Annotated in this window: 19 protein-coding genes; 9 read left to right on the forward strand and 10 right to left on the reverse strand. The window is 61.7% G+C overall.

Annotated elements, in window-relative coordinates:
• Positions 1 to 4 precede the first annotated feature (4 nt).
• On the forward strand, positions 5 to 1,708 hold the full coding sequence (locus JAB1_RS23965) for a lactate permease LctP family transporter (protein WP_070282081.1): 1,704 nt from the start codon (positions 5 to 7) through the stop codon (positions 1,706 to 1,708).
• A 58-nt stretch (positions 1,709 to 1,766) separates the two neighbouring features.
• Here the strand turns inward: JAB1_RS23965 and JAB1_RS23970 are convergent, their stop codons facing one another.
• Both JAB1_RS23970 and JAB1_RS23975 read right to left on the reverse strand, forming a co-directional pair.
• A complete protein-coding gene (locus JAB1_RS23970) occupies positions 1,767 to 2,294 on the reverse strand; it encodes an NADPH-dependent FMN reductase (protein ID WP_070282238.1) in 528 nt (175 codons plus the stop codon).
• Between the two features lie 99 nt (positions 2,295 to 2,393).
• Entirely contained in the window at positions 2,394 to 2,627 is a 234-nt protein-coding gene (locus tag JAB1_RS23975; protein WP_080698581.1) for a DUF3563 family protein, read from the reverse strand.
• 436 nt (positions 2,628 to 3,063) lie between these two features.
• Between JAB1_RS23975 and fucP the strand changes: the two genes are divergently transcribed.
• The gene (fucP, locus tag JAB1_RS23980; protein ID WP_070282239.1) at positions 3,064 to 4,368 is read left to right on the forward strand and encodes an L-fucose:H+ symporter permease; all 1,305 of its coding nucleotides are present in this window, start codon (positions 3,064 to 3,066) and stop codon (positions 4,366 to 4,368) included.
• 51 nt (positions 4,369 to 4,419) lie between these two features.
• Here the strand turns inward: fucP and JAB1_RS23985 are convergent, their stop codons facing one another.
• Positions 4,420 to 5,313 (reverse strand): LysR substrate-binding domain-containing protein, encoded by an 894-nt coding sequence (locus JAB1_RS23985; protein WP_070282082.1) that lies wholly within the window; start codon positions 5,311 to 5,313, stop codon positions 4,420 to 4,422.
• A 159-nt stretch (positions 5,314 to 5,472) separates the two neighbouring features.
• Here JAB1_RS23985 and JAB1_RS23990 point away from each other — a divergent pair, with 159 nt between their 5' ends.
• Entirely contained in the window at positions 5,473 to 6,966 is a 1,494-nt protein-coding gene (locus tag JAB1_RS23990) for an acetyl-CoA hydrolase/transferase family protein (RefSeq protein WP_034789193.1), read from the forward strand.
• Between the two features lie 69 nt (positions 6,967 to 7,035).
• Here the strand turns inward: JAB1_RS23990 and JAB1_RS23995 are convergent, their stop codons facing one another.
• Both JAB1_RS23995 and JAB1_RS24000 read right to left on the reverse strand, forming a co-directional pair.
• Positions 7,036 to 7,407 (reverse strand): hypothetical protein, encoded by a 372-nt coding sequence (locus JAB1_RS23995; RefSeq protein WP_070282083.1) that lies wholly within the window; start codon positions 7,405 to 7,407, stop codon positions 7,036 to 7,038.
• A gap of 96 nt (positions 7,408 to 7,503) precedes the next feature.
• Entirely contained in the window at positions 7,504 to 8,166 is a 663-nt protein-coding gene (locus JAB1_RS24000) for a TetR/AcrR family transcriptional regulator (RefSeq protein WP_070282084.1), read from the reverse strand.
• A 461-nt stretch (positions 8,167 to 8,627) separates the two neighbouring features.
• Here JAB1_RS24000 and JAB1_RS24005 point away from each other — a divergent pair, with 461 nt between their 5' ends.
• Both JAB1_RS24005 and JAB1_RS24010 read left to right on the forward strand, forming a co-directional pair.
• Entirely contained in the window at positions 8,628 to 9,749 is a 1,122-nt protein-coding gene (locus JAB1_RS24005) for a M14-type cytosolic carboxypeptidase (RefSeq protein WP_034789119.1), read from the forward strand.
• A gap of 12 nt (positions 9,750 to 9,761) precedes the next feature.
• Positions 9,762 to 10,226 (forward strand): CYTH domain-containing protein, encoded by a 465-nt coding sequence (locus JAB1_RS24010; protein WP_070282242.1) that lies wholly within the window; start codon positions 9,762 to 9,764, stop codon positions 10,224 to 10,226.
• Between the two features lie 169 nt (positions 10,227 to 10,395).
• Here JAB1_RS24010 and JAB1_RS24015 read toward each other — a convergent pair whose 3' ends face one another.
• From JAB1_RS24015 to JAB1_RS24035, 5 genes are all read right to left on the reverse strand, one after another.
• Positions 10,396 to 11,649, reverse strand: coding sequence for a DUF2863 family protein (locus tag JAB1_RS24015; protein ID WP_070282085.1), 1,254 nt, complete (start codon positions 11,647 to 11,649; stop codon positions 10,396 to 10,398).
• 213 nt (positions 11,650 to 11,862) lie between these two features.
• On the reverse strand, positions 11,863 to 14,583 hold the full coding sequence (gene acnA / locus JAB1_RS24020) for an aconitate hydratase AcnA (protein ID WP_070254090.1): 2,721 nt from the start codon (positions 14,581 to 14,583) through the stop codon (positions 11,863 to 11,865).
• A gap of 88 nt (positions 14,584 to 14,671) precedes the next feature.
• A complete protein-coding gene (locus tag JAB1_RS24025) occupies positions 14,672 to 15,232 on the reverse strand; it encodes a hypothetical protein (protein WP_034789113.1) in 561 nt (186 codons plus the stop codon).
• 13 nt (positions 15,233 to 15,245) lie between these two features.
• Positions 15,246 to 16,244 carry an aldolase/citrate lyase family protein gene (locus tag JAB1_RS24030; RefSeq protein ID WP_034789112.1) on the reverse strand — a complete coding sequence of 333 codons (999 nt, stop codon included), beginning with the start codon at positions 16,242 to 16,244 and terminating at the stop codon, positions 15,246 to 15,248.
• A gap of 111 nt (positions 16,245 to 16,355) precedes the next feature.
• Entirely contained in the window at positions 16,356 to 17,345 is a 990-nt protein-coding gene (locus JAB1_RS24035) for a malate dehydrogenase (RefSeq protein WP_034789110.1), read from the reverse strand.
• A 305-nt stretch (positions 17,346 to 17,650) separates the two neighbouring features.
• Between JAB1_RS24035 and JAB1_RS24040 the strand changes: the two genes are divergently transcribed.
• The 4 genes from JAB1_RS24040 (at position 17,651) to sdhA (ending at position 21,416) form a co-directional block, all read left to right on the forward strand.
• Positions 17,651 to 18,538 (forward strand): GntR family transcriptional regulator, encoded by an 888-nt coding sequence (locus tag JAB1_RS24040; protein ID WP_081345455.1) that lies wholly within the window; start codon positions 17,651 to 17,653, stop codon positions 18,536 to 18,538.
• Between the two features lie 306 nt (positions 18,539 to 18,844).
• Positions 18,845 to 19,267 carry a succinate dehydrogenase, cytochrome b556 subunit gene (sdhC, locus tag JAB1_RS24045; RefSeq protein WP_034789105.1) on the forward strand — a complete coding sequence of 141 codons (423 nt, stop codon included), beginning with the start codon at positions 18,845 to 18,847 and terminating at the stop codon, positions 19,265 to 19,267.
• Positions 19,267 to 19,632: a succinate dehydrogenase, hydrophobic membrane anchor protein gene (gene sdhD, locus JAB1_RS24050; RefSeq protein ID WP_034789102.1), complete on the forward strand. Its 366-nt coding sequence runs from the start codon at positions 19,267 to 19,269 to the stop codon at positions 19,630 to 19,632. Before sdhC ends, sdhD begins: the two co-directional genes overlap by 1 nt.
• A gap of 2 nt (positions 19,633 to 19,634) precedes the next feature.
• On the forward strand, positions 19,635 to 21,416 hold the full coding sequence (gene sdhA, locus JAB1_RS24055) for a succinate dehydrogenase flavoprotein subunit (RefSeq protein ID WP_034789101.1): 1,782 nt from the start codon (positions 19,635 to 19,637) through the stop codon (positions 21,414 to 21,416).
• The last annotated feature ends 6 nt before the right edge of the window (positions 21,417 to 21,422 follow it).

Raw genomic sequence — 21,422 nt, forward strand, 5'->3', positions numbered from 1 at the left:
CGACATGCAAACCTGGACCCAACTTTATACACCGCTCGGCAGCCTGTGGCTGTCGTCGCTGGCGGCAGCCGTTCCCATCATTTTCTTCTTCATCGCCCTGGCCGCGCTGCGCATCAAGGGACACGTGGCGGCCGCCGTCACCCTGGCGCTGGCGCTGGTCGTGGCGATTTTTGCGTACGGCATGCCCGTGCCGCAGGCGCTGGCGGCGGCCGGCTACGGCTTCGCGTATGGCTTGTGGCCCATCGCCTGGATCATCGTCACGGCCGTCTTCCTGTACAAGATCGTCGTCAAGACGGGGCAGATCGAGATCATCCGCGCCTCCGTGCTGTCGGTGACGGATGACCAGCGCTTGCAGGTGCTGCTGATCGGCTTTGCCTTCGGCGCCTTCCTGGAAGGGGCGGCCGGTTTCGGCGCGCCCGTGGCCATCACCTCGGCGTTGCTGGTGGGCCTGGGCTTCAACCCGCTGTATGCGGCGGGCCTGTGCCTGATCGCCAATACGGCGCCCGTGGCTTTTGGCGCCATGGGCATCCCCATCATCGTGGCGGGCCAGGTGACGGGCATCGACCCCTTCCTGATCGGCGCCATGGCGGGCCGCCAGCTGCCGCTGCTGTCGCTGGCCGTGCCATTCTGGCTGGTGTTCATGATGGATGGCGTGCGCGGCGTGCGCGAGGTGTGGCCGGCCGCCCTGGTGACGGGCGCCAGCTTTGCCGTTACCCAGTATTTCACGTCCAACCATATCGGGCCGGAGCTGCCGGACATCACTTCGGCCCTCGTCAGCCTGGTGTCGCTGACCCTGTTCCTGAAAGTGTGGCAGCCGAAGAATGCCAAGGTGGTCAACGCCGTCGGCGGCGGCGCCGCTGCGCTGTCCGGTTTTGGCGGCGCAGGCAGTGCGGACTTGCGCGGCAGCGGCAGCCGCGCCGCCTCGCCCTATACCTTGGCACAAACGGCGCGCGCCTGGGCGCCGTTCGGCCTGCTGACGGCCATCGTCACCGTCTGGAGCCTGCCCGGCTTCAAGTCCCTGTTCGCCGCCGGCGGCGCGTTATCCAGCCTGGTCGTCAAGATCCACGTGCCTTACCTGGACCAGCTGGTGATCAAGACGATGCCCATCGTCACCGCACCGAAAGCGTATGACGCCGTCTTCAAGCTCGACCTGCTGTCGGCCGTGGGCACGGCGATCTTGCTGACGGCCGTGCTGTCGATGTGGATGCTGCGCATGAAGCCGCGCGATGGCATCAAGGCCTTCGTGGAAACGCTCGTGGAATTGCGCCGTCCCGTGCTGTCGATCGGCCTGGTGCTGGCGTTTGCCTTCGTTGCCAACTATTCTGGCATGTCGTCCACCCTGGCCCTGCTGCTGGCTGGCAGCGGCGCCGCGTTTCCGTTCTTCTCGCCGTTCCTGGGCTGGCTGGGCGTGTTCCTGACGGGGTCCGATACGTCGTCGAATGCCTTGTTCTGCTCCCTGCAAAACACCACGGCGCACCAGATCGGCGTGTCCGATACCTTGCTGGTGGCGGCCAATACGACGGGTGGCGTGACGGGCAAGATGATTTCGCCCCAGTCGATCGCCGTCGCCTGCGCCGCCACTGGCCTGGTGGGCAAGGAATCGGACCTGTTCCGCTTTACCTTGAAGCACAGCCTGCTGTTTGCCGTGATCATCGGCATCATCACCATGCTGCAGGCGTACGTGTTCACCGGCATGATCCCGCACTGAGCGATCCGTAGAAGTACGTAGTAAAACTAGATGAAATGATAGTAAAACGTGCAGAAGGTCATGAAAATGACCTGATGCACTGCAACATATCGAGGATGGCCCGGCGCAATGCCGGGTCCGCGGCGATACCCTCCGCATCGAGACCCGACCCCAGCAGGGGCAGGCTGATGCAGGCTTCGTCGATCAGCCGCGCCGACATGGTGCGTACCGTTTCGCGCAAGGCCGCCTGCGCATGCGTGGCGCGCGGCGAGGCGTTCAGCAACACCAGCGGCTTGTCGATGAACGATTCATTTCCCACCATCCAGTCCAGCCCATTTTTCATGGGGCCGCTCACGCCGTGCGCGTACTCGGGGCTGGCCAGCATCAGCACATCGGCCGCCAGGATGGCGTCGCGCAGGGCCGTCACGGCCGGCAGGCTGTCGGCGTCGAGGTCGGGATTGAACAGGGGTAATTCACCGAGTCCGGGATAGATGCGGATCTCGAATAGCGCTGGGGCAAGCCCTGCGATGGCGTGCAGCAGGGCGGTGTTCAGCGAGGCGGCGCGCAGGCTGCCAGCGATGGCGAGGATGGTAATGGGCGTTTGCATCCCGCCTGTATAGCCCATCCTGTGCTCAAGCGCAAGGCGAGCAGGATGGCGCTATCGTTGTTGCTACAGCCGATGATGGGCTGCGTGCTGCAGTACTGATTAACGGCTCAGGCCGCTCATCCAGCTTGGCTGCGGGTTGGCGCGGGCCAGTTCGCGCATGCGGTATTCCAGGTCGTAGCGGTCGGTCGATTCGGCCAGGTAGGCTTCTTCGTAAGCGCGCTCGCGGCGGTCGCTGCTTTGGTTCAGCCAGGCGCCCACGCGCTTGGCGGCGTGAACGAGGGTGGCGACGATATTGCTGTTTTGCGTGGTGTGGTAAGTAAATGCGGTAGACATGGCAGACTCCTTGTGTGGCGTGCCGCGTTGTGCTGCACTGCAATATAAGTATAGCGTTTCCAAGTTATAAGGCTACTTTTGATTTCAAATGTCAGCTATTCATTTTTTAAATAACAGGCGGGAAAGCTGCGCAATACGGGGCTTTAAGGCATAATGCTGGCGCAGTATCGTAGTTTTACTACAAGACGTTTTTGTCCTGGATGTTGTTTTCAGACGCAGCCCGCAGGCGTGCCGCGCCCACAAGACATCGTTCTGACGAGAAACGGTCGGCCGTGCGCCTGCCGCGCGCGAGACGTGCCATGCCTGCCCCTCTATCGTTGATGGCAGTCATGGCCCACGCTGATATCTGCGTGGCGCTTGCGCGTCCTGGCGCTGCCCGGGTGGAAACGCTTCCATGCCTGGCGCGATCAACTTGGAATTGAAAAATGGAGAAGGTATGGAATACGTAAAGCAAGGCCAGGGCGTACCGTCCGCACGGGCCGGCACGCAAAACAATACAGGCGCCCTGATCATTGTCACGGTGCTGTTTTTCATGTGGGGATTGCTGACATCGCTCAATGATGTGCTGATTCCCCATCTGCGCTCGATCTACACCTTGACCTATGTCCAGGCGATGCTGGTGCAGTTCTGCTTCTTTGGCGCCTACGCCATCGTCTCGCTGCCGGCTGGCATGCTGATCAAGAAGATCGGCTACCAGCGCGGCGTCGTCGCCGGCCTGCTGATCGCGGCCGCCGGCTGCGCCATGTTCTACCCGGCGTCCACCGGCAGCTATGCGCTGTTCCTCTTGTCCTTCTTCATCCTGGCGGCCGGCATCACCGTGCTGCAGGTGGCGGCCAATCCGTACGTGACGGAACTGGGCGACCCGCAGACGGCGTCGAGCCGCCTGACTCTGACGCAGGCGTTCAACGCGCTGGGCACCACCGTGGCGCCGGCCCTGGGCGGCATGCTGATTTTGTCGGGCACCGTGCTGACGGTGCAGCAGTTCGACCTGCTGCCGGCAGCCGAGCAACTGGCTTACCGCGCCAAGGAAGCGGCTTCCGTGCAAGGCCCGTACCTGGTGCTGGCCGCCACCCTGGTGATACTGGCCGTGCTGTTCGCGCTGGCAAAATTGCCGAAGATTTCGCACGCGGATGATGCGGCTGCCGTGGCGCAGGATGGCCACAAGGTTTCGATCTGGTCGCACCGCCACCTGGTGCTGGGCGCGCTGGCCATCTTCCTGTATGTGGGCGGTGAGGTCAGCATCGGCAGCTTCCTGATCAACTTCCTCGGCGAGAGCCATATCGCTGGCCTCAGCCACGCCGATGCCGCCTATTTCGTCAGCTATTACTGGGGTGGCGCCATGCTGGGCCGTTTCGTCGGCTTTGCCGTGATGCGCTATGTCAGCCCGGGCAAGACCCTGGCCTTCAACGCCACCGTCGTCATCGGGCTGATCCTCGTCGCCGTGTTCTCCAGCGGTCACACGGCCATGTGGGCACTGATCGCCGTCGGCCTGTTCAACTCCATCATGTTCCCGACCATCTTCAGCATGGCCCTGAACAAGCTGGGCGCGCAAACGGGTCAAGGTTCGGGCATCCTGTGCATGGCCATCGTCGGCGGCGCCATCGTGCCGTTTATCCAGGGCTTCCTGGCCGACCACATCAACCTGCAGCTGTCCTTCCTCGTGCCGGCCCTGTGCTACACCTTCATCCTGTACTTCGGCTGGAAATACGCCAGCATGTACAAGGACGATGCCGCCAAATAAGCAAAGTGGCGTGATCAATCAAAAGGGTGGCCTCGGCCACCCTTTTTTACGTCAGTGCGCGAACGGCGTGCCCAGCACGTCCTGGCATACCTCGAGCCAGGCGCGCGCCGCGTGCGACAGATAACGTCCGCTCCAGACATGCGCGACCTGCCATGCCACTTCCGGTTCGACGATGCGCACCGCCTCCAGCCGTTCGTCGGCCAGGCGGTGGATGAACGGCTCGGGCAGCAGGGCCACGCCCAGGCCCGCCGAGGCCATCGCCACCAGCCAGTCCCACTGGCCGCTCTGCGCGGCGATGGTCGGCGTGAAGCCGGCCTGCGCGAAATGCTGGCGCAGGCTGCGCGTGAGGGCGAAATCATCCTTCAATAACACCAGCGGCAGCTCGGCCAGCGCCTTGAATGGCAGTGTCGTGCGGTTTTTCTGGAACGTGCCCGGCTCGGCCAGGGCCCAGATCGGGTAGTTGGCCACTTCCACCGCCACGAGGTCGAGTTCCGGGTCGGCCGGCAGCACCGTCATGCCGATTTCCAGCTCGCCCCCCGCCACCTTGCGCTCGATCTGCTGGCCCGTGTCTTCCTGCAGGGTCAGGCTGATGTTCGGATGGCGCGCTCGAAAGGCTTTTAATACGGGCGTAAACAGCACGTTGATCATGGGCGGGATGCCGACCGCCAGACTGCCGCGCTGCAAGGCCTGGGTGTCGCGCACTTCCAGAGTCAGCTGGCGCATATTGGCCAGCATCTCCTGGCCGTGCTGGTAGACGATGCGGCCCGTGTCCGTCAGGGTCAGCTTGCGCCCGTCGCGCACCAGCAGCTGGGCGCCCACCTCGTCTTCCAGCTGGCGCACCATCTTGCTGATGGTCGACTGGGTCAGATGCAGCGACTCGGCCGCCTGCGTAAAGCTCGACAGGCGCACGGTTTCGACGAAATAGCGCAGGGAACGGATATCCAAGAGGGGCTCAGCGTTGGCAGGGCATGAAAATATCGACTGGATGTGACGAAATTAATTCATGCCATGCATGTGGACGGGATTTTATACTGAAACCACTTATGGGGCTGGTGTATGACAGCCATCCAGTTTGAGAATATTAAGAATATCAGGAGCATCACGATGTACGAGGACCGTATCCGCCACCCAGGCTTGCTCAGCAAAATCATGAGCGCCGATGAGGCAGCCAAATTGTTCCACAACGGCATGCGTGTCGGCATGAGCGGCTTTACCCGTGCCGGCGACGCCAAGGCCTTGCCGCGCGCGCTGGCCGAACGCGCCCTGCAAGATCCATTGAGCCTGACCCTGATCACGGGCGCTTCACTGGGCAATGGCAGCGACGGCCTGATGGCCGAGGCGGGCGTGCTGGCGCGCCGCATGCCGTTCCAGGTCGACCCCGTCTTGCGCGGCAAGATCAACAACGGCGAAGTCATGTTCATCGACCAGCACCTGTCGGAAACGGCCGAGCAGCTGCGTTCGGGCAACCTGGCCGCCGTCGACATCGCCGTCATCGAAGCGACGGCCATCACGGCCGCCGGCGCCATCATCCCGACCATGTCGGTGGGCAACTCCGCTGCCTTTGCCCAGCAGGCCACGCAAGTCATCATCGAAATCAACCTGTCCACGCCGCTGGCGCTGGAAGGCTTGCATGACATTTATATACCGCAAACCTTGCCGGGCCGCGAGCCGATACCGCTCACGCGCGTGGACCAGCGCCTGGGCAGCACGGCCATCGCCATCGACCCGGCCCGCATCGCCGCCATCGTCATCACGGACAGCCCCGACAGCCCGTCGAACGCCTTGCCGCCCGACGCGGAAACGCAGGCCATCGCCGGCCACGTGATCGCTTTTCTCGAAGGCGAAGTGGCGGCCGGGCGCATGGGCCCGGAACTGCTGCCCCTGCAGGCGGGCATCGGCACCATCGCCAACGCCGTGCTGCATGGCCTGATCGGCTCGCCCTTCCAGAACATGACGATGTATTCGGAAGTGCTGCAGGACAGCGCCATCGAGCTGCTCGATTCGGGCCAGCTGGCGTTTGCCTCGGCCTCGTCGATCACCCTGTCGGCCGCCGTGCACCAGAAGCTGATGGACAATATCGACCATTACCGCTCGAAGATCGTGCTGCGCCCGCAAGAGATCAGCAACCATCCCGAGATCGTGCGCCGCCTGGGCATCATCGCCCTGAACACGGCGCTCGAGTTCGATATCTACGGCAACGTCAATTCCACGCACGTGTGCGGCACGCACATGATGAACGGCATCGGCGGCTCGGGCGACTTTGCGCGCAATGGGCAAGTGTCGATGTTCGTGTCGAAATCGGCGGCCAAGGGCGGGCGCATTTCCAGCGTCGTGCCGATGGTCTCGCATGTCGACCATACGGAGCATGACGTCGACGTGCTGGTGACGGAGTGGGGTTTTGCGGACTTGCGCGGACTGGCGCCGCGCGAACGGGCGCCGCTGATCATCGAGCGCTGCACGCATCCCGATTACCGCGCGCAACTGCGTGCTTATTATGACGCGGCATGTCAGCGTGGCGGCCATACGCCGCACATCCTGGAGCAGGCGCTGTCGTGGCATACGCGCTATCAGGAAACGCAGAGCATGCTGGCAGCGTAGCAGGCTTCGCTAACCTCAGGACAGGCAGGGCAGGGCGGTGTTGCACCGCGCCTGCCTTTTTGTTTTTCCTCAGTACATATGCAGCGCCTTGGCGCCCAGGCCCAGCAGGGCAAACGTGGTGGTGGCCTGTATCCCCATGAACCACAGGAAGTGGGTGTGCATGTGCTTGCGGATGTCGCCCAGTTCCGTGCGCAAGGCGTGGCAGTCGCCGCGCAAGTCGCCGCGAAACTGCGTCAGGTCGGCGCGCAGCAACTGCGATTCGTCGCGCAACTCCGTACGTACATTGTCGAGACCGTCGCCAAGACGCTGTTCCAGGGTCTTGAACCATTGCCGGTCATGTTCCCGGTCCGTTTCCAGTTTTGTCAGGCGCGCTTCCATGCGTACAGCATTGTGCGGGCCTTGCTGTTTGTCAAGCTGGTCCGTGGCATAGGCTTCGTTCATCTCGCCCTCCTTCGCGCGAGCCGCGCTGCACCAGCGCAGGCGGCTGCACTCCACTGTCCGCCTTTTCTGTCGGGACGGTTTGCGCTGGATCAAACGTCAGGAAGCCGGTGCAAAGCGTAAACGGATGCCTGCCGTGACCACGGCCAGCAAGTCGTCGATATGCGCGTTCATTTCCGGGTGCGGCGTCCATGGGTCGCCCGCATCCATGACGATGCGCAGCGAGACGAGGCCGTGCAGCGATTGCCAGAAGATTTGCGTCATCGTGTGCAGCGCCGGCTCGTCCTGGCGCACCAGGCCCGCCTGCGCCAGTTCGCCGAACAGGTGCAGCGCATAGGCGTACGGATCCTGCTCGATATTGCCGTGTTCGACTTCGACGGCGTCGAGCTCCGCATGCGGACGCAGCTCCATGAAGATCAGCGAATATTCGTCGGGATGCTGAAAGCCGTACTCGATGTAGGCGCGGCCGACCAGGCGGATGCGTTCCCACGGCTCAGTGCTGGCGGCGCAGGCCGTGCGCATGGCGCGCACCAGTTCCAGCAAGTCCTTGTCCATGGCCTGGGCGATCAGGGTGGCCTTGTCGCGGAACAGGGCGTACACGACGGTGGTGGAAAAGCCGGCCGCCTCGGCTACCTTGCGGATGGAGACGGCGCGCGCGCCTCCTTTCTTGATGAGATCTTTGACGACGTCGATGATGTGCTCGCGCCGCGCCTGAGCCTCGCGTAACTTTCTTTCCTGGATATTAGTTAACTTCTTGTCCACGACTCTTTCCTGGCGACTCTATGAAAGCAAGAATTATAGGGGGGCGATTGAGCGCCAATGTGTCAGCGGCTGTTACAAATCAGTTTTTTGTCCGGTAGATGCAACAGCTGACCGATTTTTCGCGCTTTTGCCCGTCACTTTTCCATCGATGCCCCGGATTGGTGCACAAATCGCCTGGGCAGGCTTTGCGAACGGGCCCAAAGGGCGGAAAATAGCGGGATAGCTTACACTGCGTTTTTAAGTAATCCCCGGGAAATTATTGTGAATTTATAGCGAACAGAAGCGGATGCGATGCAAGGCGCTCGCCGCGACGCAGTGCGAGCACTGCTAGCGGTGGGCAACATAGCAGCGCGCCGATTGTGGAGACTAGAAATCAGAAGAATTTATTGGGGGTTACTTAGCGCGCCGGCGCCAGCCCACGAGGCAACGCCGGAACACTTACATTCGGACGGGATCATTACATGACCATTAAAATCAGCCAGAACTTCGACTCGGGCGCCATCGACGTGGTGAGCGCCACCAGTGCCGGCGCCATCGACCTGAACTTGCGCAAGGATAGCCACGCCGACATCCACCAGTGGTTCCACTTCCGCCTGCAGGGCGCGCGTGGCCAGGCATGCACGATGCGTTTCCTGAACGCGGGCCAGGCCACCTATCCGGCCGGCTACGAAGACTACCAGGCCGTGGCCAGCTACGACAGCGAAAACTGGTTCCGCGTGCCGACCTCGTTCGACGGCCAGGTCATGACGATCTCGCACACGCCGGAACTCGACAGCGTGTATTACGCCTATTTCGAGCCGTATTCGTGGGAACGCCATCTGCGCCTGCTGGGCGAAGTGGCCGAGCATCCGCTGGCGCGCGTGTCCGACCTGGGCAGCACGGTCGACGGCCGCGACATGAACATGGTGACCATCGGCAACCCGCAGGCGGAAAAGAAGATCTGGGTCATCGCGCGCCAGCATCCGGGCGAATCGATGGCCGAATGGTTCGTCGAAGGCTTGATCGACTCGCTGCTGGACGATGCCAACCCGATCGCGCGCAAACTGCTGCAGCGCGCCGTGTTCCACATCGTGCCGAACATGAACCCGGACGGCTCCATCCGCGGCAATCTGCGCACGAATGCGGCAGGCGCCAACCTGAACCGCGAATGGATGACGCCTTCGCTGGAATCGAGCCCGGAAGTGCTGTGCGTGAAAAACAAGATCCATGAAACGGGCGTCGACATGTTCTTCGACATCCACGGCGACGAAGCGCTGCCGTACAACTTTGTGGCCGGCAATGAAATGCTGGAAAACTTCACGCCGGCGCAAGCGGCGCACCAGAAGGCCTTCATCGAGCGCTACAAGCAGGCCAGCCCCGATTTCCAGGACAAGTTCGGCTATGCGGCCAGCAAGTACAAATCGGACATGCTGACCCTGGCGTCGAAATACATCGGCCACCACTTCGGCTGCCTGGCGCTGACGCTGGAAATGCCGTTCAAGGAAAACGCCGACTTGCCGGATCCGGCCGTCGGCTGGAACGGCGCGCGCAGCGCGGCCCTGGGCGCGGCCATGCTGCAGCCTATCCTGCTGTCGCTGGATTGAACGGCGTTGTTCATGGGTATCGAGATCGAGCGTAAATTTTTGCTTGCCGGCGACGCCTGGCGCGGCCTGGGCCAGGCGGTCCTGTTGCGCCAGGGCTATCTGTCGTCCGCGCGCGAGCGCGTGGTGCGCGTGCGCATCGAAGGCGAGCAGGCGATGCTGACCATCAAGGGCGCGAACGTGGGCGCGACGCGCGGCGAGTGGGAGTATCCGATTCCGCTGGCCGATGCGGCCGAGCTGCTCGACGGCCTGTGCGAACAGCCGCTGATCGAAAAGGTCCGCCACCGCATCGAACATGCGGGCATGGTGTGGGAAGTCGACGAGTTCCTGGGCGCGAATGCGGGCCTGGTGGTGGCCGAGATCGAACTGGCCTCGGAAGACCAGCCGTTCGAGAAGCCCGACTGGATCGGCGCGGAAGTATCGGGCGACGCGCGCTACTACAACGCCAACCTGATTCGCCACCCGTTTTCACAGTGGTGATGGTGGATTACTGGACGTTGTAATGAAAAAGGCGGAACCTCGATTCCGCCTTTTTTGCATCAGGGGTGTTGTCGGACTACGCCGTACCGGCTAATCCGACCTACGGCCTATGCCAGCAGCGTAGGTCGGATTAGCGCGCAGCGCGTAATCCGACAACACCGTTACAGCATCAATGGAAGTGTTCCGTGCCTTGCGGCGTATCTTCCGGCATTTCCGCATGCGCCAGCTCGCCCACGGGATCGGCAAACAGGGGCGCTCCGCAATCGTCGCAGTATTCACCGACAAAGCGTTCCGCGTGGCGCTTGATCTGCGTCACGCCGGCGGCGTTCAGGTGCTCGATGATTTCATCGACGGGCGTCTTTTGCTTGTCCAGCGCGGCGATGCCGACCTGGATCAGGCCTTCGATCGGCGTGCCATCCTCGTCTTCCTGGCCATATAAAGGCCAGACGATGCCGTAGATCACGTCCGGCGCCTGGCGCAGGGTGAAGGCGATGCGGTACTCGTCCACCTGGCCATCGGCCGCTTCCTCGCCGAAACCGGCGATGACGGCGCGCAGTTCCGACGGCTCGATGGCCAGCGTGTGCGTCAGGTAGTGCACGGCGGCGCGCACGGAGACGGGGCGTATCAGCTTGTCCGCTTCGCGGCAGGCCACGTAATACGCTTCCGGCAGCAGCAATTCCAGGCCGCAGCCGGGCAGCAGGCGGGCAATCGTCGGCGTGGCCTGCGTGCGCCATTGTTCCAGGGCGGCGCTGCGCTCGGCGATGAAGTCGAGCTGGCTCGACGGCGTCTGCCAGCGGAACAGCGGTGCGCCAGCAGGGGCCACCACGGCCACCAGCAGATAGCGCGTGTCGGCCAGGAAGGGCGCCGTTTCCGCCTCTTTGGCCGACGGCTTGACGGCCGTGCCTTTCAGGGCGGCCAGTGCCAGCTTTTGCGTCTTGGCATAGGTCTCGACGTGGCTGCGCGGCAGCTGGTCGATCGAATACAGGGTGGGCGCCATGGCCATCTTCGTGCCATCGGCCAGCAGGTGGGCGGCGAAATGCGCCGACAGCACGCCGTGCGCGTCGCCGGCCATGGGGCCGGAGGCGATGGAAAAGCGCGTCCACGCGAGGATGGGCACGGCGACCAGCAGGGCGTCGTAGCGCACGTCGTCATGTACGACGACGGTCGATTCGCTGACGGCTTCAACGCAGTCCATCAGCACGTCGTAGGCGTTCAAGTCTTCCTTGAACAGGCTGCCCAGGGTGTTGTCGATAGTGTCCTGGTGGCCGGTTTTGAGTAATTTCTGGAGCTGCGTATCCAGGCTGTGTTCCCAGGACCGCTCTTCGAGACGGCTGGCTGCCTGTACGATCGCCTGGGCAAAGGTGACCAGGCGCTGGCTGTCGGCAGTCAGTTTATGGGATGAATCTTTGGAAGGACGACGCATGGCGGGATAAGAGTCTCGGAAAGTGAAAAAAATGGATCAGTCAAACAATGATAAACCCTTATAACCGTATTGTAGAGGATTCAGCCGCACGCAATACGTAAGCTATCCTCAGATCATGCCAATAGTCGGAATTTCAAGTCGGAACGGGGCGCAGGGACGAAAAAAAGCGCCGGTCGGAACCGGCGCTTTTATCTTACCTCACAGCTGGGCTGATTACTCGGCCAGCAGTTGACGCAACACGAATGGCAGGATACCGCCATGCTTGTAGTAATCGACTTCGATCGGCGTATCGATGCGCAGCAGCACTTTCACGTCGACGCTGGTGCCGTCGGCGCGGTGGATCACCAGGGTGGCCAGTTGCTGTGGCTTGATTTCGCCTTCGAGGCCTTTCAGGTCGAAGGTTTCATTGCCGGTGATGCCCAGGGTTTGCACGCTGTCGTCGCCGATGAATTGCAGCGGCAACACGCCCATGCCCACCAGGTTCGAGCGGTGAATACGCTCGAACGAACGGGTGATCACGGCTTTCACGCCCAGCAGTTGCGTACCTTTTGCCGCCCAGTCGCGCGACGAGCCCGTACCGTACTCTTCGCCGCCGAAGACCATGGTTGGCGTGCCTTCAGCAACATATTTCATCGCTGCGTCGTAGATCGACATCTGTTCGCCGGAAGGCTGGTGAATCGTGATGCCGCCTTCGACCGCCGAACCGTCCGCCTTGGCAGGGATCATGCGGTTTTTGATACGCACGTTGGCGAACGTGCCGCGCATCATGATTTCATGGTTGCCGCGACGCGAGCCGTAGGAGTTGAAGTCCGCTTTCAGGACGCCGTTTTCCTTCAGCCACTTGCCTGCAGGACCGTTTTCCTGGATCGAGCCGGCTGGCGAGATGTGGTCGGTGGTGATGGAATCGCCGAACACGCCCAGTGCGCGCGCGCCTTCGATGCCGGTGGCCACTGCCGCTGGCGTCATCGAGAAGTTGTCGAAGAACGGTGGTTCCGCGATGTAGGTCGATTTCGGCCAGTTGTAGACTTGACCGGACACGGTCGTGACTTTTTCCCACAGCTTGCCTGGTGCGCCCTTGACGTCGGCGTAGTTGTCCTTGAACACCTTGGCGTTCATGGCGAATTTCATCATGGCCGAGACTTCAGCCGAGGTCGGCCAGATGTCGCCCAGGTAGATATCCTTGCCGCCCTTGCCCTTGCCGACAGGTTCCGTCATCAGGTCGCGCGTCATGTTGCCGGCGATGGCGTAAGCGACGACCAGCGGTGGCGAAGCCAGGAAGTTCGAGCGGATGTTCGGGTGAATACGCGCTTCGAAGTTGCGGTTGCCCGACAGTACGGCCGACGCGACGATGTCGTGCGTGGCAATGGCGGCGTTCAGCTCAGGCGTCAGGTCGCCCGCATTGCCGATACAGGTGGTGCAGCCGTAGGCGGTCACGCCGAAGCCCAGTTTTTCCAGGTATGGCAGCAGGCCGGCAGCCGTCAGGTACTCGGTCACGACGCGCGAGCCGGGGGCCAGCGAGGTCTTGATGTGCGGAGCGACTTTCAGGCCGGCTTCCACGGCTTTCTTGGCCAGCAGGCCGGCAGCCAGCATCACGCTCGGGTTCGAGGTGTTGGTGCACGAGGTGATCGCGGCGATCAGCACGTCGCCGTTCGACACTTTCACGCCGTTCGTCGTTTCGTACACGGCAGCCAGGTCGGCCGGGTTCTTGTTGAAGCCGTTTTCCGTGGTTGGCTTGGCGAACAGCTCGGCGAAGTTCGCTTTCACGTTGCCGATTTCGATACGGTCTTGCGGGCGCTTCGGGCCGGCCAGCGACGGAGCGACCGTGGCCAGGTTCAGTTCCACCACGCGGGTGTAGTCGATCTCGCCGGCTTTTGGCACGCCGAACAGGTTTTGCGCCTTGAAGTAGCCTTCGAACGCGGCGATTTCAGCCTTGCTGCGGCCGGTGCCCTTGAAGTAATCGATGGTGGCTTCGTCGACCGGGAAGAAGCCCATGGTGGCGCCGTATTCCGGTGCCATGTTGGCGATCGTCGCGCGGTCAGTCAGGGTCAGCGACTCGGTGCCTTCGCCGAAGAATTCGACGAACTTGCCGACGACTTTTTCTTTGCGCAGCAATTCGGTGATGGTCAGTACCAGGTCGGTGGCGGTGCAGCCTTCGCGCAGCGCACCCGACAGGTTCACGCCGATGACGTCAGGCGTCAGGAAGTAGACCGGTTGGCCCAGCATGCCGGCTTCCGCCTCGATGCCGCCCACGCCCCAGCCGACCACGCCGATGCCGTTGATCATGGTGGTGTGCGAGTCGGTGCCGACCAGGGTGTCAGGGTAGTACACGTCGCCGGCTTTCTTGCCTGCGTGGTGCACGCCGCGCGCCAGGTATTCCAGGTTGACCTGGTGGACGATGCCGAAGCCTGGTGGCACGACGCCGAAGGTGTCGAATGCCTGCATGCCCCATTTCATGAACTGGTAACGCTCGTTGTTACGCGAGAATTCCAGTTTCATGTTCAGGTCCAGCGCTTTCTTTTCGCGGTAGTGATCGATGGTCACCGAGTGATCGACCACCAGGTCGACTGGCACCAGTGGTTCGATCTTCTTGGCGTTGATGCCCATCTTGGCGGCCACGTTGCGCATGGCTGCCAGGTCGGCCAGCAGCGGTACGCCGGTGAAGTCTTGCAGCACGACGCGCGCCACTACGAACGGGATCTCGTCGGTGCGCTCGGCGGTCGGGCCCCAGCTCGCCAATTGCTTGACGTGTTCTTCGGTGACTTTTTTGCCGTCGCAGTTGCGCAATACCGATTCGAGCACGATGCGAATCGACACTGGCAGGCGGGAGACATTGATGCCCAGGCTTTTTTCCAGTGCAGGCAGGGAGTACAGCTTGCCCTTCTTGCTATCCGAAATATTAAAGTCCTTGAGCGTGTTCAGAGTGTTGCGGGACATGACCTCTCCTTGTTGGGTATCGTCTATTTATTGATTATTCAAATTACAAAACATGACTGAGCCCCCGAAGAGGCCCTTGCTACGCACATCAGCCGCCGGTGGCCGGCAGCACGCCCAGCGATGGCGCCGCTTCCACCACTGCCGCCGGCTTGGCTTGCTCTGCATCCTTGCATTCATTGGCCAGTTGGCGGCCCTGCTTGGAATCGAGCAGCATGCCTTTGGCCGGGATGCCGATCCAGACGAGACCGTATAAACGGTTCTCGAAGCGGTTGGCGCCGGTGGTGGTGCCAACGCGGCTCAGGCGGTGCAGGCGCTTCTTCCAGCGCAGGGCGATGTGTTTGTCGTCAGTAGCATTGGTGTAGATGGTAATTTTATTACCAAGTTCACAATTGAAATCGGTGGAGGCCGAACCCGCGGTGTCCGGCTCGTCGGACTCTTCCTTGTCGACCATGGACATGGCCAGCGGATGCGCTTCCTTGGCGGCAGCCTTTGCCTTGGTGGCCTTGGCTTTCGGCTTGGCCTTGGCTTTGACCGCCTTGGCGTTTGCCGCTTCCTTGGTATCCGTGGCGGCGAAGCTGGCTGGCGCCAGCGTGAGGGTCATGGCGCCCAGCGCGACGCTGCAGGCAATTGCTAATTTGGAGAGGGACATCGTGTAATTCCTGTCAGTTTTCAGTGGTGCTGGAAGAGGGGGCGTTGAGTAATGCAGCGGCCGCCTCGGGCAGGCCGAGGCCTGCCAGTTTGGCGCGTTGCAAAACGGTCCAATAATATCGGTAGCTGGCGCGGTCGTGCAAGCGGCCATTTTGCGCAATCGGTCCCCAGTTGGCGCGCAGCGCTTCATTCAGGATGTTGCTGGCCTCGTTGACTTCGGACAGGCGCGGGGTGAAGGCCTTGATGATGGGCTTGATCTGGTCCGGGTGGATGCTCCACATGCGCGTGTAGCCGAACTCGGCTGTTGCGCGCTGGGCATCGTTGGCCACCACGGCCGAATCGCGCACGTCCGTCGTCACGTTGTGCGACGGCACCTTGCCGTGCGCATGGCAGGCGGCCGCCACTTCCAGCTTGGCGCGCACCACCAGCGGGTGCGTGAACTGGCCCGGCGTGCGCATGGCGGCGGCGGGAATGGCGCCGTAATGGGCCGAAACGAAATCCATGATGCCGAAGGACAGGCATTCGACCTGGGGCAGGGCGGCGATCGCATAGGCGTCGCGCAGCGCGCCATGCGTCTCGATCAGGATGTGCACGGGCAGGTTGTCGCGGCCGGCGCGGCGCGCGTGCAGGTTGATCAGGTCGATGGCCAGCATGGCATCCTGCACGCCGCCCACCTTGGGCACGGCGATGTAGGCCAGACGCGAGGCGGCGGTGCAGATGATTTCCACGTCGCGCGCGAAAAACGGGCTGTCGACGTCGTGCACGCGCACGCCGATGCGGTTGAACTGGTTCTCGTCGCTGGCCAGCAGGCCCGCGATCATCAAAGCGTGGGATTCTTCATTGCCGGCGCTGGCGCCGTCTTCGCAGTCGAACGTGATGTCGAACAGGGGGCCAAGCTCTTGTTGCAAAGCAATCGATTTACGCATCAGCTTTTCAGAGCCGGCGTAGTGGTCGCAAGCGGCGAGCAACAGCGGCTGGCGTTTGCCTTGGAATAAAACCTCGGAAGGGTGCATGCTTAAGGCATTTCTGCAGGTAAAAACTACTTGATAAAACAGCCGCGCCGCGAATCTCGCAGGGCGGCCTTCTTTGGCGGGCGGCGCATTGCCGCGCCGCCAAAACTGGACTTAGGCCAGCAGGTGTTTCACGCCTTCGCGCTCTTCGGTCAGTTCTTTCAGGGTCAGGTTGATGCGCTCTTGCGAGAATGCATCGATTTCCAGACCTTGAACGATGGTGTACTCACCGTTGTCGGTGGTGACAGGGAAGCCGAACACGGTGCCTTCAGGAATGCCATACGAGCCATCCGAAGGAACGCCCATGGTGGTCCACTTGCCGGCGGTGCCCAGCATCCAGTCATGGATGTGGTCGATGGCGGCGTTCGCTGCCGACGCTGCCGACGACAGGCCGCGCGCTTCGATGATGGCGGCGCCGCGCTTGCCGACGGTTGGCAGGAAGGTGTTGGCGTTCCATTCCTGGTCGTTGATCAGGTCTTTCACAGCCTTGCCGTTCACGGTGGCGAAGCGGTAGTCGGCGTACATCGTTGGCGAGTGGTTGCCCCACACGGTCAGCTTCTCGATGTCTTTCACGGCGGTGCCGGTCTTGGCAGCGACTTGCGACAGCGCGCGGTTGTGGTCCAGGCGCAGCATGGCGGTGAAGTTTTTCGCTGGCAGCGATGGCGCCGATTTCATGGCGATGTAGGCGTTGGTGTTGGCAGGGTTGCCGACCACCAGCACTTTGACATTGCGCGAAGCGACGGCGTCGAGCGCCTTGCCTTGCACCGTGAAGATCTGGGCGTTCGCTTCCAGCAGGTCCTTGCGTTCCATGCCTGGGCCGCGTGGACGCGCGCCAACCAGTACGGCCACGTCGACATCCTTGAATGCGGTCAGCGGATCGGAGTGGGCGGTCATTTCCGTCAGCAGCGGGAATGCGCAGTCGTCGATTTCCATCATCACGCCCTTGAGCGCCTTCTGGGCTTTTTCGTCCGGGATTTCAAGCAGTTGCAAGATGACAGGCTGGTCTTTGCCGAGCATGTCGCCATTGGCGATGCGGAACAACAGGGCGTAGCCGATCTGGCCGGCGGCGCCGGTCACTGCAACACGCATTGGGGTTTTAGCCATGATGAATCTCCAAAAATGGGAAAGAAAACGGGCTTGAAGCTGGGCTTACGCTTATCCGGAAAAACTATAATGATACCAAAACCGGCCCGCGCCACCGAATTGCTGGTGTACGCTGCCGTCACGCTTGTGCTGCACGAGGCCAGAGTGGCTGGCCGACAACATAAAACGCTGGCTCACAAGTTTTATCGAGGGCAGTTTAGGCCCCTGATCTGCATCTGTCAATCATATCTTATGTCTTATATAAGACAGATAACTGCGAGTCTTTTACTGGACGCGGGCAGTGATTTGTGTTGAAATGTCGGACTATGAATTCCGCCTCGTCCAATCTGACCAACAATGCCACTGCTGCAAGCGGGGCGGTCAGTCCGACCGCGGGCACCCCGGCCACGCCCGTTGCCGCAGCGGCCGGCACTGCCGCCACCCCTGTTGCCAGCGTGAATACCACTGCTGCCGTGGCCGCGCCTGCCGCAACTGCATCGCCCACCTTCAGCCCCCTGTACCAGCAGATCAAGGCGCTCATCACGCAAAGCCTGCAATCGGGCGAATGGAAGCCGGGCGAGCTCATTCCCAGCGAAGTCGAGCTGGCGGGGCGCTTCAAGGTCAGCCAGGGCACGGTGCGCAAGGCCATCGATGAGCTGGCCGCCGAGAATCTCGTCATGCGGCGCCAGGGCAAGGGCACCTTCGTTTCCACCCACCATGAGGCGCGCGCGCATTTCCGCTTCCTGCGCCTGGTGCCGGACGAAGGTGTACCGCATTACCCTGAAAGCAAGTTTATCGAAGTCAAGCGCGTGCGCGCGCCAGCCGACGTGGCGCGCCTGATGGACCTGAAGTCCGGCGACGCCGTCATCTTCATCAAGCGCGTGCAGTATTTCGACGGCGTGCCGACCATCGTTGAAGAGCTGTGGCTGCCCGGTCTGATCTTCAAGGGCCTGACGGCCGAACGCCTGGTGGAATACAAGGGCCCCATGTACGGTCTGTTTGAAACGGAATTTGGCACGCGCATGATACGCGCGTCCGAGCAGATCCGCGCCGTGTGCGCCGACGCGGGCGCCGCGCAATTGTTAAATATCGACCTCGGCACGCCCCTGCTCAGTTCCGAGCGCGTGTCGTTTACCTACGGCGACAAGCCGGTCGAACTGCGCCGGGGCCTGTACCTGACCAGTCGCCATCATTATCAGAATGAACTCAGCTGAAGCGGCGGGGCGCCCGTGGGCGTCCGAACAAGCAGCAAGGCTGAAGTGCATCGCTTGCAAGATGCCTGCCGCAAGGCGGGCAACGGAGACAACGGAAAGCGCAGCGACAGCATGGCCCGCCCCGGCGGGCCGTGTTTTGCCGGCGATTCTGTAATTAAATTACGTGAACTACGGAAAGTAGCGCGGTATTTTGTAGTAAAAAACCATTTTGGTTATATGTAACAATAGATATTGGTATGGGTTGCGAAAATCGGCGAAAATCGCGGCTTCAATATTTAGTTGAAATTCAAAGGGGAGGTTTTTGTTATGTCTGAAGCCGTAAGAGAAGTACCAAAAAAAGAACGGCCGCAATTCCGTAACATCCATGTTACCGAATTGTCGAACTACCGCATGGCGATCGGCGCCATCGTCTCGATCCTGCATCGTATCAGCGGCATCATCATTTTCGCCCTGCTGCCGTGCATCCTGTACATGCTGGAACTGAGCCTGCGTTCCGAAATGTCCTACGCCTACTTCCAGGGCATCGCCTCGCACTGGTTCGTCAAGCTGATCACGCTGGGTCTGGTCTGGGCCTTCCTGCATCACTTCTGCGCCGGCATCCGCCACTTGCTCATGGACGTGCACGTCGCCGCCGAGAAAGAGCCCGCGCGCAATACCGCCAAGTTCGTTCTGGTGATCAGCCTGGTACTGACCGCTCTGGTCGCTTTGAAACTGTTTGGAGTATTTTAATGGCAAACAATAACATCGGACCGAAACGCCTCGTCGTCGGCGCCCATTACGGCTTGCGCGACTGGCTGGCGCAACGCGTCACCGCCCTCGTCATGGTGGCCTACGTCGCCATCCTGCTGATCGCCTTCCTGACCGGCAGCAACTTCAGCTATGAAGGCTGGGCAGGATTGTTTGCACAGCAATGGTTCAAATTATTCAGCCTGGTGACGTTTGTCGCCCTGTTCTACCACGCATGGGTCGGCGTACGCAATATCTGGATGGACTACGTGAAAAGCGTTGGCCTCCGCATGACCCTGCAAATTGCCACCATGCTGTGGTTGATCGCTTGTGCCGGCTGGACGGTACAGATACTCTGGAGTGTGTAATCGTGGCAGCATATAAATCTGCAATCCCTACCCGCCGCTTTGATGCGGTAATCGTTGGCGCCGGCGGTTCCGGCATGCGCGCGTCGTTGCAGCTGGCTGAAGCCGGTCTGAACGTCGCTGTCCTGTCGAAAGTTTTCCCGACCCGCTCGCACACCGTTGCGGCGCAGGGCGGTATCGGCGCGTCGCTCGGCAACATGGCCGAAGACAACTGGTTCTGGCATATGTTCGACACCGTCAAGGGCGGCGACTATCTGGGCGACCAGGATGCCATCGAATTCATGTGCCGCGAAGCACCGAAGGTCGTGTACGAGCTGGAACACTTCGGCATGCCATTCGACCGCAACCCTGACGGCACCATCTATCAGCGTCCTTTCGGCGGCCACACGGCCCACTTCGGCGAAAAGCCGGTGCAGCGCGCTTGCGCGGCAGCCGACCGTACCGGTCACGCCCTGTTGCACACCCTGTACCAGCGCAACGTCCGCGCCCGTACGCACTTCTTCGTCGAATGGATGGCACTCGATCTGATCCGTGACGCCGACGGCGACGTGATCGGTGTTGTTGCGCTGGAAATGGAAACCGGCGAATGCATGATCCTGGAAGCAAAAACGACGGTCATGGCAACGGGCGGCGCAGGCCGTATCTTTGCCGCGTCGACCAATGCCTTCATCAACACCGGCGACGGCATGGGCATGGCGGCACGCGCCGGCCTGCCGCTGCAAGACATGGAATTCTGGCAGTTCCACCCGACCGGCGTGGCCGGCGCGGGCGTATTGATCACCGAAGGCGTGCGCGGCGAAGGCGGCATCCTGATCAATAGCGAAGGCGAACGCTTCATGGAGCGCTATGCGCCAACCTTGAAGGATCTGGCGCCGCGCGACTTCGTTTCGCGTTCGATGGACCAGGAAATCAAGGAAGGCCGCGGCTGCGGTCCGAACAAGGATCACGTGATGCTGGACCTGCGCCATATCGGCGCCGACACCATCGCCAAGCGCCTGCCGTCGATCCTGGAAATTGGCCACAAGTTCGCCAACGTCGACGCCACCAAGGAACCGATTCCTGTCGTGCCGACGATTCACTACCAGATGGGCGGCATTCCGACGAACATCCACGGCCAGGTCGTCACCCCGACCGGTCCGGACAATTCGGCGAAAGTCGTCAACGGCCTGTACGCGATCGGCGAATGCGCCTGCGTCTCCGTGCACGGCGCCAACCGCCTGGGCACGAACTCGCTGCTCGACCTGGTGGTCTTCGGCCGCGCGGCCGGCAACCACATCGTCAACAGCGGCCTGAAAGCCAAGGAAAACAAGCCTTTGCCAGCCGACGCCGCCGATTTCGCCATGGGCCGCCTGGCGCGCCTGGAAAACTCGACCGGCACGGAAACCGTGCAGGGCGTGGCGAACGAGATCCGCGCCACCATGCAGAAGTACTGTGGCGTGTTCCGTACCGACGCGATGCTGGACCAGGGCGTGATCGAAATCATGAAGCTTGACGAGCGCCGCAAGCACGTCTCGTTCAAGGACAAATCGATGGTGTTCAACACGGCCCGCGTGGAAGCGCTGGAGCTGGACAACCTGATCGAAACGGCGAAAGCGACCATCGTCTCGGCAGCAGCCCGCAAGGAATCGCGCGGCGCCCACGCCCAGGATGATCACCCGACCCGCGACGACGACAACTGGATGAAGCACACGCTGTGGTACTCGGAAGGCAACCGCCTGGAATACAAGCCAGTCGTGACCAAACCGCTGACGGTCGATACCTTCAAGCCAAAACCACGTACTTTCTAAAGGTCA

The organism is Janthinobacterium sp. MP5059B (genome assembly GCF_001758645.1).
Classification (GTDB): Bacteria; Pseudomonadota; Gammaproteobacteria; order Burkholderiales; family Burkholderiaceae_D; genus Janthinobacterium; species Janthinobacterium lividum.

Coding starts and splice junctions, on each gene's coding strand:
- JAB1_RS23965 (WP_070282081.1), top strand. CDS start 5: ATGCAAACCTGGACCCAACTTTATACACCGCTCGGCAGCCTGTGGCTG.
- JAB1_RS23970 (WP_070282238.1), bottom strand. CDS start 2,294: ATGCAAACGCCCATTACCATCCTCGCCATCGCTGGCAGCCTGCGCGCC.
- JAB1_RS23975 (WP_080698581.1), bottom strand. CDS start 2,627: ATGTCTACCGCATTTACTTACCACACCACGCAAAACAGCAATATCGTC.
- fucP (WP_070282239.1), top strand. CDS start 3,064: ATGGAATACGTAAAGCAAGGCCAGGGCGTACCGTCCGCACGGGCCGGC.
- JAB1_RS23990 (WP_034789193.1), top strand. CDS start 5,473: ATGTACGAGGACCGTATCCGCCACCCAGGCTTGCTCAGCAAAATCATG.
- JAB1_RS23995 (WP_070282083.1), bottom strand. CDS start 7,407: ATGAACGAAGCCTATGCCACGGACCAGCTTGACAAACAGCAAGGCCCG.
- JAB1_RS24005 (WP_034789119.1), top strand. CDS start 8,628: ATGACCATTAAAATCAGCCAGAACTTCGACTCGGGCGCCATCGACGTG.
- JAB1_RS24010 (WP_070282242.1), top strand. CDS start 9,762: ATGGGTATCGAGATCGAGCGTAAATTTTTGCTTGCCGGCGACGCCTGG.
- JAB1_RS24015 (WP_070282085.1), bottom strand. CDS start 11,649: ATGCGTCGTCCTTCCAAAGATTCATCCCATAAACTGACTGCCGACAGC.
- acnA (WP_070254090.1), bottom strand. CDS start 14,583: ATGTCCCGCAACACTCTGAACACGCTCAAGGACTTTAATATTTCGGAT.
- JAB1_RS24025 (WP_034789113.1), bottom strand. CDS start 15,232: ATGTCCCTCTCCAAATTAGCAATTGCCTGCAGCGTCGCGCTGGGCGCC.
- JAB1_RS24030 (WP_034789112.1), bottom strand. CDS start 16,244: ATGCACCCTTCCGAGGTTTTATTCCAAGGCAAACGCCAGCCGCTGTTG.
- JAB1_RS24035 (WP_034789110.1), bottom strand. CDS start 17,345: ATGGCTAAAACCCCAATGCGTGTTGCAGTGACCGGCGCCGCCGGCCAG.
- JAB1_RS24040 (WP_081345455.1), top strand. CDS start 17,651: ATGAATTCCGCCTCGTCCAATCTGACCAACAATGCCACTGCTGCAAGC.
- sdhC (WP_034789105.1), top strand. CDS start 18,845: ATGTCTGAAGCCGTAAGAGAAGTACCAAAAAAAGAACGGCCGCAATTC.
- sdhD (WP_034789102.1), top strand. CDS start 19,267: ATGGCAAACAATAACATCGGACCGAAACGCCTCGTCGTCGGCGCCCAT.